At 63.9% G+C, this 13699-nt stretch carries 9 protein-coding genes; 2 read left to right on the forward strand and 7 right to left on the reverse strand.

Annotated elements, in window-relative coordinates; genetic code table 11:
- Positions 1-14: 14 nt before the first annotated feature.
- On the reverse strand, positions 15-659 hold the full coding sequence (locus OLSU_RS05835; RefSeq protein WP_013252025.1) for a GNAT family N-acetyltransferase: 645 nt from the start codon (positions 657-659) through the stop codon (positions 15-17).
- Between the two features lie 180 nt (positions 660-839).
- Between OLSU_RS05835 and OLSU_RS05840 the strand changes: the two genes are divergently transcribed.
- Entirely contained in the window at positions 840-2321 is a 1482-nt protein-coding gene (locus OLSU_RS05840; protein ID WP_013252026.1) for a DUF1846 domain-containing protein, read from the forward strand.
- Between the two features lie 636 nt (positions 2322-2957).
- Positions 2958-4067 carry a hypothetical protein gene (locus OLSU_RS05845; protein ID WP_148219062.1) on the forward strand — a complete coding sequence of 370 codons (1110 nt, stop codon included), beginning with the start codon at positions 2958-2960 and terminating at the stop codon, positions 4065-4067.
- 350 nt (positions 4068-4417) lie between these two features.
- On the opposite strand, the gene OLSU_RS05850 is transcribed toward OLSU_RS05845, so the two are convergent.
- The 6 genes from OLSU_RS05850 to OLSU_RS05875 form a co-directional block, all read right to left on the reverse strand.
- Positions 4418-5494, reverse strand: coding sequence for an ABC transporter ATP-binding protein (locus OLSU_RS05850; RefSeq protein ID WP_013252028.1), 1077 nt, complete (start codon positions 5492-5494; stop codon positions 4418-4420).
- 3 nt (positions 5495-5497) lie between these two features.
- A complete protein-coding gene (locus tag OLSU_RS05855) occupies positions 5498-7216 on the reverse strand; it encodes an ABC transporter permease (protein WP_013252029.1) in 1719 nt (572 codons plus the stop codon).
- A 119-nt stretch (positions 7217-7335) separates the two neighbouring features.
- Positions 7336-8490 (reverse strand): extracellular solute-binding protein, encoded by a 1155-nt coding sequence (locus tag OLSU_RS05860; RefSeq protein WP_013252030.1) that lies wholly within the window; start codon positions 8488-8490, stop codon positions 7336-7338.
- Between the two features lie 122 nt (positions 8491-8612).
- Positions 8613-11999: a M14 family metallopeptidase gene (locus OLSU_RS05865; protein WP_013252031.1), complete on the reverse strand. Its 3387-nt coding sequence runs from the start codon at positions 11997-11999 to the stop codon at positions 8613-8615.
- Positions 12000-12264: 265 nt separating this feature from the next.
- A complete protein-coding gene (locus OLSU_RS05870) occupies positions 12265-13110 on the reverse strand; it encodes a DegV family protein (RefSeq protein WP_013252032.1) in 846 nt (281 codons plus the stop codon).
- 52 nt (positions 13111-13162) lie between these two features.
- Positions 13163-13612 carry a MarR family winged helix-turn-helix transcriptional regulator gene (locus OLSU_RS05875; RefSeq protein ID WP_013252033.1) on the reverse strand — a complete coding sequence of 150 codons (450 nt, stop codon included), beginning with the start codon at positions 13610-13612 and terminating at the stop codon, positions 13163-13165.
- Between the last annotated feature and the right edge of the window lie 87 nt (positions 13613-13699).

Below are 13699 nucleotides of genomic sequence, written 5' to 3' on the forward strand. Positions count from 1 at the left end.
TGCGGGTCAGCCCCCTAGAGGCGACGTCCGTAGAGGTAGATGACGCGATCGCCCGTGTCACCGGAGGCACCGCCCTTCCTCTGGATGCAGCTAAGCCCCCGATGCTCGAAGAACTCCAGGTCATAGTCCTCCCGCAGCACCACAAAGCAACCATGGGCGTCCTCGGAGCACAGGGCCAGGACCATGTCCTCGAAGAGCCGCGTCCCTATGCCCTCGTGCATGTGGCGTGGGTCGACCACCAGGAGGTTGACCTCGGACTCCGCGTTGGTGTAGCCAAACGAGATGAAGACGTCGGCCGTGGTATACATCCGAAGCCTGCTGAAGAGGGTCTCCTCTACCTCGATACCGCCGATCTTGGCGCGCTTGCGGGCGATGGTCATGAGCTCGTCGAAGCGTACGCTCCACACCTCGTTCGTCGTGCTGGATCCACCTTGGGAGAGCCCGCCGAAGCATGCCCCCACGACCACGCCGTCCTTGGTCGCGACGGTGGCGATCTGGGAGCGCCTGAGGGCCCCTGCCGTCATGACGCGACCAAAGATCATGCGATCGTAGACACCCTCGACGCCCGTGCACCAGATGCGGACACAGATGTCGACAACGGCATCGAAGTCCGCGTCCTCAAATGGGCGGTGGATGACGCCCGACGTAGCCTGCGGCATGCTGGTCTCCCCACATGTGCCTTCCCCGAGCCAACGCCATCCAGTCTAGCGCGAAGCTGCCCGTTTGGCCAAAGACGCACGCCACCGCAGACCTCTCGCTGGTGACGTATCATCATTGCCTGACGCACCTGGCCGGGGACGGCCAGAGACAGGCCATCCGCAAGGACGAGGGAGATTACGGTGCAGACCGGCTTTGACAACGACCGCTACATCGAGATGCAGGCAAGCCACATCCGCGAGCGCATCGCTCAGTTTGGTGGCAAGCTCTACCTGGAGTTTGGCGGCAAGCTCTTCGACGACTACCATGCCAGTCGCGTCCTGCCCGGATTCGAGCCGGACTCGAAGGCGCGCATGCTCGCCCAGCTCGCCGACCAGGCCGAGGTCGTCTTCGCGATCTGCGCCAACGACATCGAGCGGAACCGCCGCCGCTCGGACATCGGCGTCACCTACGACGAGGACGTCCTGCGGCTGATGGATGTCTTTCGCAGCATGGGCCTCGCCATCGGAGGCGTGGTCATCACGCGCTTCAGCGGCCAGCCCAAGGCCGAGGCCTACCAGGCGCACCTCGAGCAGCTGGGGATCCCGGTCTATCGCCACTACCCCATCGAGGGCTATCCCACCAGCGTCGACCTCATCGTCTCGGACGAGGGCTTCGGCAAGAACGAGTACGTCAAGACCGAGCGCCCCCTCGTCGTGGTGACGGCACCCGGCCCAGGCTCGGGCAAGCTCGCCGTGTGCCTGTCACAGCTCTACAACGAGCATCTCCGCGGCACCGAGTCAGGCTATGCCAAGTTCGAGACCTTCCCCGTCTGGAACCTACCCCTCAAGCACCCCGTGAACGTGGCCTACGAGGCCGCCACGACCGACCTCGACGACGACAACGTGATCGACCCCTTCCACCTCGAGGCCTACGGCGAGGTGACGGTCAACTACAATCGCGACGTCGACACCTTCCCCGTGCTCAGGGCCATGATGGAGAAGATCTTTGGTCGGAGCGCCTACCAGTCCCCCACCGACATGGGCGTCAACATGGTGGGCAACTGCATCAGCGACGACGCCGTCTGCCAGGAGGCGGGCAAGAGCGAGGTCGTCCGACGCTTCTACACCATGTCCGAGAGGATAGCGCGCACGGGGCAGGGCGAGGGCGAGCTCGACAAGCTCCGCCTCCTCATGAGAGAGGTCGGCGTGGACGAGAACCACGACCCCGCGCACGTCGCGGCGCTTCTCAAGGAGGAGGTCACGGGCCTGCCTGCCGCGGCCATGGTCCTGCCCGACGGGTCCCTCGTCACCGGCAAGACCAGCGAGCTGCTGGGTGCCGCCTCGTCGCTCCTGCTCAACGCCCTCAAGCGTGTCGCGGGGGTCGCGAAGAGGACCTATGTCGTCTCCGACGAGGCGCTTGCCCCCATCAGCCACCTCAAGACCGCGCACCTGCACAGCCGCAACCCCCGCCTCCACACGGACGAGACGCTCATCGCCCTCTCGATCAGCTCGGCCACCAATCCCGAGGCCGAACGCGTCATCTCGGCGACGAGCGAGCTCAAGGGCTGCGACGCGTACTTCTCGGTCATCATCTCGCCTACCGACGAGGCCATCTACCGGAAGCTGGGTATCAACGTCTGCTGCGAGCCCAAGTTCGAGCGCAGGACCTTCTACCACAGGTAGCACGACGAGCACGACTGAGGCACGCACCTGCACGGCCAAGCACCCATGCGGCGGGTGGGGGCAACGGGGAGCGGCGGCGCGGCGGGACAGCCATGCGGCGGCGCGGCGGGGTTCTCACATTGTGGCGCGTGCACCTGTCTTGAAATCGTGTGCACGCGCGCAACAAAAGCCCAGCTCACGATCAGGCGCGTGCACCTGTCTTGAAATCGTGTGCATGGACCCGGCCCGCACATGCCCAACCTGCACAGGCCCAACCTGCACATGCCCAACCTGCACAGGCCCAACCTGCACGGGCCCGGCGAGCGCGCGAGTCCAACCGGCGTGCGGACTCGATAAGCACACGAGGCCACATGGCCTACGTTCGCACGCCAAAACCACGCGCTCACGGAATTCGCATCAAAAATGGTGTGTGCATATCCGTCCTTTTCGTCACTGTCCGTCACTTTAGAGCGCATGGCATGCGCTACCTGCAGCGAGACAAGTGAGATGCGCTCGCCGGCACCTGCAGTACGTACCCGCAGAGCGTCACCCAACGCCCTGCGGCCGCATAGGATGTAGGCCGTCAGTGCAACGTTACAGGATACTGGCATCTAACTTGCCAGGTGCCACATCGTTCTCGGCCCTATGATCCGGGCCATGGACATCATCTTCTCTCATGCCACAGCTCTCGCCATCATACGATCTTGGCGCTCGAGCGGTGAGGTGCCCACCTGCCCGCAGACCCATCCCCTCCCGTCCGTTCCGTCCCTTACCGAGAAAGTGACGGTCGATGCCCTCTCCGAACTGCTCGCAGCCGCATCCGTAAGGCCCGAGGCACTCATACGCGGCGAACACAGACTCGACGTCCTTTGCTCAAGGGAAGGGACGCGGCCTCACGGCAGGTATGTCTGTGGGCATGTCGCTCCACACGACCTGAAAGGCTATCGACAGCTGTGGATGAAGGGCGGCTCCCGCATGTCGAGCGTCGGCCTCACGCTCTCACAGCTCGCCACGTCACTTCCTCTCTGCGAGTTGCTTGACGTTGCGAACGAGCTGGAAGGCGGCTACTCGCGAGACCCCGTACGTCCCGTCTTGGGTGCCGCAAGGTTTGACATCAGCCCTTTTATCTCGAAGGATGAGGTGCTATGGGAACTATTCCGACTTCCGCGGGGACGCACGACCGAAAGGGCGAGGACAGCGGTGGCCCTATCGTGTCCGAACGCATGGTCGCCGCGCGAGGGCATCCTGGCGACAATGCTCGTCCTACCTTGCCATGAAGGTGGGTACGACCTGGGTCCGATCACCCTCAACCAAAGACTGACAGCCGACAGTCCCGCAATCACCTCATTGCGTTCGCGCGTCCCAGATATCTCCTTCCACCAGGCACCCATTGGACTGAACTATGACGGAAGAGAGCATCTTGCGCTGTCACTCCTGGAGCGGACGGCCATGGAGGTCGGGCTGCATCCTGGCGACGGAAGCGCCTTTCAAGAGCTGCGATCGGTGCGTGGCGCTATCCGAAGGAAGTACGTCGACGACCGGCGGCGCGATCGGGACCTCGCCACGATGGGACTGGAGACGATGGTCGTGACGAGCGAGGACATGGACGACATACGCTCCCTCGACCTGCTCATGCTACAAGTCATCGCTCGCATCGAACACCATGTTGGCATCCACCTCTGGGAGCAGCGAACCTGCATCGACGACCCCAGGTGCACGGCACGAAGACAAGAGGTGCTCGCGCACCTGTTGGACAACCACACCTAGGGTCGGCTGATGGATCTCAGGATTCGTGGACCCCAAGCTAGCGATACGCGAATTCGCACTGTGACGAATTCACTCCGTGACGGGCTCACATTGTCACGTGTGCGCACCATGGTGCGATGGCGCGTGCACCTGTTTTGAAATCGTGTGCACGCGAGCGACAAAAGCCCAGTTCACGATCAGGCGCGTGCACCTGTCTTGAAATCGTGTGCACGCGCGCGACAAAAGCTGATAGGCAAACGCACCCCGCGCGGGTCCGATGACGGACTTTCGGGCCTAGGCGGCCTCGTGGGCCCGACGGACTTGCGGGCCCGCGAGGTACGCGGGGTCCGCCAGCCACACGTCACCCAACCCTACAGCGCGTGGACGTCATCTGCGGAGAAACGAATGGACGCCTTGTCTCCCACCTCGTAGGCCTTCTTGTTCTTGGGGTTGAACTCGGTGATCTTGATCAGGTGCCTACCGCAGCGCACCTGGTAGTTCTGGTAGTGACCCATGAAGCGCGACAGCGTGACCGTGCACGGGAGCACGCCCTCGTCCGCCACGTGGACGGACTCGGGGCGCAGCACCAGCGTGATGTCATCGCCTGCGGCCTTGCCGTTGAGGTCGGCGACCTCGACCGGGCTGCCCTCGATCGTCGCCACGCCGCCTTTGCCATCGACGCTCGCAACTGTGCCGCGCAGGAAGTTGGACTCGCCGATGAAGTCCGCCACGAACTCGTCGACCGGGTGATAGTAGACGGTCTGTGGGTCGCCGATCTGGTCAACGAGGCCCTTCTTCATGACGATGATGCTGTCGGAAAGTGCCATGGCCTCGGACTGGTCGTGCGTGACGTAGATGGCCGTGATGCCCGCCTCCTGCTGGATGCGGCGGATCTCGCTGCGCATGTCCACACGCAGCTTGGCATCCAAGTTGGAGAGCGGCTCGTCGAAGAGCAGGACGCCTGGCTCGATGACCAGGGCGCGCGCCAGGGCGACGCGCTGCTGCTGGCCACCCGAGAGCTGGTTGGTCATGCGATCCTCCATGCCCTCAAGACCGACGAGGCCGAGGATGTTGGTGACCTTCTCCCTGATCGTGGCGGCATCCATCTTGCGGAGCTTCAGTCCGTAGGCCACGTTGTCGAAGATGTTGTAGTGCGGCAGCAGGGCATAGGACTGGAAGACCATGGCGGTGTCGCGCTTGTTGGGCGTGAGCTCGTTGATGGGCTCGTTCGCCAGGTAGATCTCGCCCTCGTCGGGACTCTCGAAGCCCGCGATCATGCGCAGGATGGTGGTCTTGCCGCAGCCGGAGGGGCCCAGCAGGGTCACGAACTCCCCCGGTTCGATGCTGATGTTGGCGTCATGGACGGCATAGAAGTCCCTGCCGGTCTTGGGGTCCTGGTAGATCTTGGACACATGCTCGAGGAGCACGCCCTTCTTCTCCTTGGCCATCGCTTAGCCCTCCTCTTCCGTTTTGATCTTGGCGCTGGTGCCGAAGTGCTTGATGGCGAGGTTCATCAGAAGCACCGCACCGTAGGTGATGACGATGAGGACCGTGGCGAACGCGCAGGCGACACCATAGGCCCCCTTCTCGGCGAACTCGTTGATCTGCACCGTGATGAGCAGGAACTGCGGTGTGACGAGCAGGATGATTGCCGAGATGGCCGTGATGGAGCGCACGAAGGCGGTCACGAGGCCCGAGAGGAACGAGTCCTTGATGAGCGGCAGGGTCACGGTCATGAACACCTGCAGCGAGTTGGCGCCCATGTCATAGGCTGACTCCTCGATGGACTTGTCGATCTGGCGCAGGGCCGAGATGCCCGATCGGGTGCCCGTGGGCAGCGAGCGCACGATGAAGACGATGACGAGGATGGCGCCCGTTCCGTAGAGTCCCTGCAGAAGCCCGGTGTGGAAGATTCCACCCGAGAAGCCGCGGATGTAGCCCACGCCCAAGACGGTCCCCGGCACCGCCATGGCCAGCATGGAGACGGCCTCGATGAAGCCCTTGGAGCGGAAGTCCCGCTTGACCACCAGGTAGGAGATGATCATGGAGAGCAGCGCAGTGATGGGGGCCGAGACGAACGACAGGACGAAGGAGTCGCGGAAGGCCTGGAAGCCGTGGTGCATGGTGAACATCTGCTGGAACCACTTCGTGGTGAGGCTGAAGTCATAGCCCCAGGTCTTGAACAGGGCGCCGAAGGGCACGCAGACGTACATCATCACGACGAACAGGGCGATGGCGGCGCAGAGCACGGAGAGCGGCACGCGCACGGAGGCATCCGTCACGAGCATGCGGGCGCGACTTGCCTTGCCCGTGAGCGTCGCAGTGGAGCGGGCCTCGAGCACGTACTTCTGCACGACGAACATGGCCAGCGTGATGAAGAGAAGCACGACGGCCATGGCAGCGGCGCCCTGCTTGTCGTAGGCGCCGGTTATCTGCAGGTAGATGGAGGTCGCGAGGGTGTCATACGAACCTCCTATGAGCATGGGGTTGGCGAAGTCGGCGATGGACTCGATGAAGGTGACCAGGAAGGCGTTTCCCAGGCCGGGAAGGATCAGTGGCAGGGTGACCGAGGTGAAGACCTTCCAACGGGAGGCGCCCATGTCGCGAGCGGCCTCCTCGAGCGAGGGGTCGATGTTCTTGAGGAGGCCCTTGAACATCATGTAGCACACGGGGAAGAACGTGAGCGTCTGGACCAAGGCGATGCCCCAGAAGCCGTAGACGTTGTTGTCATAGATGCCCAGGAGGTAGCGGGTGATGATGCCCGCCTTGCCAAAGAGCATGATGACCGAGAGGGACAGCACGAAGGGCGGCGAGACCACGGGCAGCACGGACACGACCTTGAAGAGGCCGCCGAGCAGCCTGGTCTTGAGCTGCACGTACTCCTCGACATAGGCAAAGAGGAGGCCGATGAGGGCCGCGAGGATGCCCACGAGGAAGCCCACCTTGAGCGTGTTGGTGATTGCCGTGTCGAAGGCCGGCATGGCCAGCACACGCTTGAACACGTCGAGCGTGAGGCCACTCTCCCCCACGACGCTGTCCACCATGAGGATGGCCAGCGGGTACAGGATGAACAGCGTCAGAAACGCGACGAGCACGGCTATCGTGGTGACCATGATGGGGTCTGCCATGAGCTTCTTGCGGTCGAGCCGCACGCTCTGGTTCTTCGCCATTGCTCCCCTCCTTGAGTCGTCTGCCAACGGTGCGTCCCTCACGGCAAGCCGGGTGGATGGCGAGACCCATCCACCCGGCGCTGATGCCATACGGGACGACGCGGTCTGGGAGCTGGGCGCTACTCGGTCTGGAAGCGGCTGGCGTCACCGGTGTTGGCGCCCGCGCTGGAGAGCGCGCTCATGATGTCGCTCACGTAGGCCTCGGTGTTCTCCTTCGCGTCGGCGAAGTCGTACTTCATGACGTTGTCGGGGTCGAGACCGTACTCGGTGGCAACCTCGGGCTGCTTGGCGTTGTCGATGACCAGGAACTGGTAGGCGCCGACCTCCTGGGCGCGCTCGACGCACTCGGGCGAGAGGGCGTACTCGACCCAGAGCTTGGCCGCGTTCTCGTGCTTGGCCCCCTTGAAGATGGCCGTTGCGCCGACCTCGAAGGAGGCCCCGGAGGACGGGACGACCATGCCGATGTTGCCGTAGCCGTTGTCCACTATCTGGTAGATGGCGTCGTGCAGGAAGCCGATGCCGATCGTGCACTCGCCGGTGCCCACGTTCTTGGACGGGCCCGAACCGGACTTGGTGTAGACCTGGATGTTCTTGTCCAGGTCGACGAGATACTTGATGCCGTCGTCGTGGCCATACTTCTGGATGACGGTGTTCAGCACCAGCTTCGCCGTACCTGCGGTGTTGTAGTTGGACATCCAGATGAGGCCCTTGTACTTCTCGTCCAGGAGGTCGGGCCAGTCCTTCGGCGCGTCCAGGCCCTTGCGCTCGAGCTCGTCCTTGTTGTAGAAGAAGCCCAGGATGCCCTTGTAGATGCCGTACCAGTTGCCGTCGGCGTCCTTGTAGGCGTCACTGATGAGGTGGGAGGCGTTGTTGGCCGCATAGGGCTCGAGGAGTCCCTTGGTGACGGCGACGTTGTAGGGGTCGGTCGTGCCACCGAACCAGACGTCGCCGGAGGGGTTGCCGTTCTCCTCCTCGATCTTGGACTCGACCTCACCGGTGGAGAGACGCTGGTACTGGGTCTCGATGCCAAAGAGCTTCTGGAAGTTCTCGCAACAGGCGGCCACGTGGGCCTCCTCGCAGGAGCCGTAGACCACGAGCGCGCCGTCCTCCTTCGCAGCCTTCACCAGGTCCTCGGAGGCAATGGACGAGGTGGCGTCCGACGTTGTCGCGGAGCCGGCGTCAGAGCCGGAGCCACCGCAGGCGACCAGGCCCAGCCCTGCGGCTGCGACGGCGGACGCTCCCAGGAAGTTGCGACGCGTGAGATTGCTGTTCATGTCTCTCTCCTCCATCTTTGTGCGGCCCATGCCGCATTGAAAGGTTACCGCAGGGTGTACATAAGCACCAAAGCTATGCCAACGCCAACGGGACGTGCGAACTATTCGCCGAACGGTCGAGATCAGCGCTCGTCGTTGACGGCGCCCCCACGCCTGCGGTAGACGAAGTACGCCGCACCCGCGACGACGAGGACCGCCACCACGACGAGCGTGGGGTTCGAGAGGGGCGATGGGGATGCGACGAAGTCGCCGCCCAGGCGCTTGGAGTATATCGCGGCGCTGAGGTAGCGGTAGTCGTCCTGCTGATGGGCCTTGTTCGTGAGCGTGTTGGCAAACAGTGCGATGCTCTTGCCGTCCTTCTCGTAGTCGATGGCCTGGACTTGGTTCTTGTACCGCTCGAGGTACTCTCGGGTCATGAAGCCCTCGACCGGCTCGGCATCGGTGGTCTTGACCAGGACCTTGGCGCCGTCGGGGACGTCGGTGATGTAGCCGCCGCCAAAGCCGTACATCAGCGTGTCGCCACTGTTCTTGTACGTTGCCGTGACGAGGTCGTCCTCGGGGAACTCCACGCTGTCAAGTGCGTCGAAGCCCCACCAGTCGCCGTCGCCGGGCACGAAGTCCAGGCCGTCCGCCAGGCCATAGTCCTGGACGAACTGGAGGGCATCGGCGGTGTAGGCCACGTAGGGCGTGCCGGACTCGACCTTCGCGGCCACCGCGTCGGCGTTGATGGGGTTCTGGCTGCCGACGATGACGTCGGCCTCGCCCAGGTCGTCGGTCACCGTGAAGCCAAGCTGGTCCTCGAGGGCGAAGCGGTCCCAGTTGCCGTTCGTGTTGAGCCGGTTCTCGTAGTCCCTCATGCCGACCTCGTTGCCCTCGGCGTCCACGACGTAGGGGTCGAAGGCCTTTGGCACGTAGACCTTGATGTCGCCGTCGATGGACTTCGCGGCGGGGGCGGCATCGGTTGCCCTGGCGTCCAGGACGAAGTCGTCCTTGACGGAATCGTAGTCTGCAGACGAGACGAGGTAGCTTCCCGCGTCGTCGCCCTCGCTGATCAGGCCCACGCCCCGACCTTCGGACAGGAGCCTGTTGGTTGCCCTGACCGCATCGAGGCCGTTGTTCTTGATGACGGCGAGGCTGCCCTCCCCCTCGGTGACGCTCTTCTGATGGGGCGCCTCGTCCACCTGGGAGAGGCCTGCCTCCCCAAAGGCGCCCGGGGTGCGGACCGTGTCCATGTCGTAGCCGCGGAACTCGGAGAAGTTGGTCACGGGCTCGGAGTAGAGGGATCCCATCGTCCAGTCGCTGATCACGAGGTTGGGATAGAGGGCGCAGTTGGCCATGTTGCGCTTCGCCTGGTGCATGTCCACGACGGCGGTGCCCGCCGGGTAGGTCACGCCGCCCACCGTGACCTCGGAGCTCGTCTGCTCGACCCTCACACCGTTGTGGATGAGGAAGTCGATGGACTCGCACGCGGCGGCACGGTTCTTCTGCAGCGACGGGTCGAGGGGTATCACGTAGTACTCGGGGAAGAAGTTGTGGTTCTCGTTGTCCCGGGGGCGGAAGACGTCCGCCTCGGCACCCGCCTCGTCCGCCTGGTTCACGTAGTAGGGGCGGACGGTGTCCGCGTCGATGTTCTCGACCCCGCGGCGGAAGCGCTCCAGCTGGTTGTTGAACATGCGATCCTTGTTCTGTGCCACGAAGTCGGCGTTTCCGATGAAGCCGTACTCCAGGGCGCGCACGGCGTCGGAGGTTCCGTAGGGCGCTTCGACGGTATAGGCATTGGTACCGTGCATCATCGCGTACTGGGGCGTGTAGCTCGTCGACATGTCATCGAAGGGCATCTCCCAGAAGCGCGTGCCGTCCCCCTGCAGCTTGAGATAGTCACGCATCGGCATCTGGACGCTGTTGATCGTCTCGTTGCTCGCGATCGAGGAGGCCATGAACGCCTCTCCCTGTGCGAGTGCGGTGTCGACGAAGAGGTCGTACTCGTTGTTGGGGTCATGCGTGGGGGAGCAGGGCTCGACCTGGTACTGCTGATAGTAGCCATGCACCTCGTGGAGCGAGAGGGGGTCCCACTGCGCAATGAGGCCAGACATGGCCTGGGTCTCGGGCTGCGTCTGGTAGGTGTTGTCGCGGTTGAGGTCGAAGCCGTTGGCGTTGGTGCGGACGTTATCGGTGCGGGCGTCCACGTTCTCGGAGGGCACGAGGATGAAGAACATGTCATCGAGGGCAACGGAGGGGACGAAGGTCTTGTCCTCCACGTTGTAGTAGCGAGACAGCTCGTCCTCGCTCAGGTCCGAGGAGGCGGTGTCGGTGTCCGGGCCGTCGTAGTTGGTGCCCCTGCCCGAGCCCCCGTTGCCACGAAGATAGCCAATGCCCGTGACATCGTCCTTGATGAGGTCGGACCATACCGTCCTGTCATGGTCCATCTCAGTCGCAAGCTCGCTCTTCCCCTCGTCGGTGAGGCTGGCTGCCCTGCGATAGCCAAGGGGCTGGTTGCGCACCAGGTCACGCGCGAACGCCATCACGCTGTCGGGCGCGACTATCTCGTCGGCATGCACGTTGCTGTAGACCACGGGGACCTTGTAGTCGAGACTGCCGGAGGCGAGCTCGGCCTGGACGGACGCGGGATCTGACTCCATGCGTCCCTTGAGTTCCTGATAGCGGTCGAGGTCCGCCTTCTCCTTGGCCACGAAGAGCGCCCTCATCGCACGGCCGTCGACCGTCGTGCCGAACTGGCGTACCTCGGCATACAGGCCGTTGTCGATGGCCTGCTGGGCGAGTTCGGGCAGTTCGGCATCGATCTCCTCCTGGGTCGAGAACTCGTCGTAGGGGCGCAGCTGCAGGTCGGTGGAACCCACCTCGCCGCCATCGATCGCGCAGGCAAGCCGATAGGTGCCGACATAGTCATACAGAGATGAGCGGACGGACTCGCGCGCACGGACGTCGATGCCGTCGATTCCCTCGTAGAGCAGGTGGTTCTTGAATCCCAGCACTATCGAGGGAACGCCATCCACCTCCTTGGCCTCGACGCTCACGTCGTAGAAGAGGTCCCGCGAGGGCAGGGTGCCCGAGCCCTCCTCGCCCAGGCCGTTACCCGACTCGGCGGGACCGTTCTCCGTCGCAACGGTCTTCCAGTTGGAAAGAGGGCCGCCCATGAACTGGTTGGGGTAGGCGTCGGTGCCGAACTGCCCCTGCGTACGGGTGAGCGACCAGCCCACCTTGCCCTCCGAGACGAGCTCGGCAAGCTCGTCCAGGCTCTTTCCCCCAACGGGAACGCTCGCCTGGAACTGGCGCTCCTCGAGCAGGGAGACCATGGGCGCCGACGTACCGTCGTAGGCTTCGTCCGTGCGCGTGAGGCTTACCGGGCCCTGCTGTGCCGCGACGTCCTGCTGGCCCTGGGACGCCGGCGCGTACGCCAGGACTGACGTGGGCGCCGCCGCCTGAGAGAGACTGACGGCGAGCACGAGGCCGGCCAGCACGGCGCCCGTCGTCTTGCGAATGGAAACCATGCGCTCCTCCTTGTACCGAGAACGACAGGAACACAGGCCAACCATGGTCCCAGCCCACCGTGCCCTGCCGGGGCGACCCAGGGTTGGCCCGCTCGATGACGAGGAAGAATGTATCAGCTGGCGTTAGGGTTTATTTCAGGATTGTTTCACACGTAGGCGAACGCCACGCTTTGCTCGGTAGAAGTCGGCACAACGGGGCGAGGCCGCACATCCCATGCGTCAGCGCCCACCATCGCCTGCCCGCGCCCGGTCTCCGGCAGACGCCCTATCGCCTGCTGAAGAAGGCCACGCCGATGGCACCGGGGCCCGCATGCGTACCCACGGTCGATCCGATCATCACAACGGGGAGGTCGTCGACCTGGGACTCCCATAGGCTCCGGCTGTCTCGGATGTACTTCTGCAGCAGAGACGAGCTGAGGCCGCTGTAGCCCAGGGCGATGGGCAGGTCGTAGTCTGCGCCGCCCACACGGTCGATCTGTTCGTTCAGGAGGTTTCGGCCGTTCTTGGAGCCACGGGCCTTGCCCAGCACCACGACCTCGCCCGACTCGACCGCGATGACCGGCTTGATGGAGAGCATCGTGCCCAGGGAGGCCGAAAGCCCCGAGACGCGGCCACCCTTTCGCAGGTACTCGAGGGTGTCGAGCAGGGCTATGAGACGGATGGAGCCCTTGCGGGCCTCAACCTCGGAGACGACCTCGCTCGCAGTGGCGCCAGACGCCGCCAGACGGAGTGCGTACTCCACGAGGATGCGCTCGCCCAGGCACACGCTCAGGCTGTCGACCACACGGACGCGCTCGCCAAAGGCGGCCGCGGCGGCGCAGGCGCTTTGGTACGTGCCGGAGAGCTTGGACGAGAGCGTGATGATGACGGCCTCGTCATCCGGTGCCAGCACCTGTTCCAGAAGGCTCGAGAACCCATATGGCGTGACCTGTCCCGTCGTGGGCAGGCCTTCGGACTCGACTAGCATCTCGTAGAAGCGCTCGCCCGTGAGGTCCACGCCGTCGCGATAGGTCCTGTCGCCAAATGCGATGGAGAGCGGTGCGACGGAGAGTCCCTCGAACTCGCCCTGTCTGATGTCGGACGCGGAGTCCGTGATGATGCGTAGTGCCATGTGACGCTCCTTGTCTGTGGTCGTTTGGGAGGTCGTGCCTCGAACATGGGGCTCACGCATGACGTGAGACGTCTATCTTCTCCAGATTGGCCTGGATGGTTGCCAGTGCACCATACATCGTCGAACGGTCGGACTCGCTCAGGCCCTCGGTCGCACGTGCGACGATGTCATCGATAGCCTGAGAGCACTCGCCCATCACGGATTGCCCGCGCGCGGTCAGGCGAAGGGGCGCGCGATATTTGGTCGCAGCGTCCCTCGCGGCGCTCACGTACCCGCCCGCCTCGAGCCCTGCGATCGTGCGCGACACCGCTGCGCGGTCGACGCCGATGGAACGCGCCAGATCAGCCGAGGTCATGCCCTCCGGATGGCGTTCCAGAAAGTACAAGGCCATCACATCGGTACCCTTTAGGCCAAAGCGACCCATCTCGGCGGCCTTGATGCGCGTGATCTCCTTGTGCAGTGCGGAGACCGCGCTGACGAAGCTCTCGAAGCGGCTGGCCACCGGCCTTCCCTCCCCCAGCGTTGGGACGGGCCCAACGACACATGCCCCTAGTCGCACATGTTGACTCGTCATCATAATAGCTTACAG

Source organism: Olsenella uli DSM 7084 (genome assembly GCF_000143845.1).
In the GTDB taxonomy this organism is placed as follows: Bacteria; Actinomycetota; Coriobacteriia; order Coriobacteriales; family Atopobiaceae; genus Olsenella; species Olsenella uli.

Bases quoted from the DNA above. Each gene is read 5' to 3' on its own strand.
- OLSU_RS05850 (WP_013252028.1), bottom strand. From the start codon at position 5,494: ATGGCCAAGGAGAAGAAGGGCGTGCTCCTCGAGCATGTGTCCAAGATC.
- OLSU_RS05845 (WP_148219062.1), top strand. From the start codon at position 2,958: ATGGACATCATCTTCTCTCATGCCACAGCTCTCGCCATCATACGATCT.
- OLSU_RS05865 (WP_013252031.1), bottom strand. From the start codon at position 11,999: ATGGTTTCCATTCGCAAGACGACGGGCGCCGTGCTGGCCGGCCTCGTG.
- OLSU_RS05870 (WP_013252032.1), bottom strand. From the start codon at position 13,110: ATGGCACTACGCATCATCACGGACTCCGCGTCCGACATCAGACAGGGC.
- OLSU_RS05855 (WP_013252029.1), bottom strand. From the start codon at position 7,216: ATGGCGAAGAACCAGAGCGTGCGGCTCGACCGCAAGAAGCTCATGGCA.
- OLSU_RS05835 (WP_013252025.1), bottom strand. From the start codon at position 659: ATGCCGCAGGCTACGTCGGGCGTCATCCACCGCCCATTTGAGGACGCG.
- OLSU_RS05860 (WP_013252030.1), bottom strand. From the start codon at position 8,490: ATGAACAGCAATCTCACGCGTCGCAACTTCCTGGGAGCGTCCGCCGTC.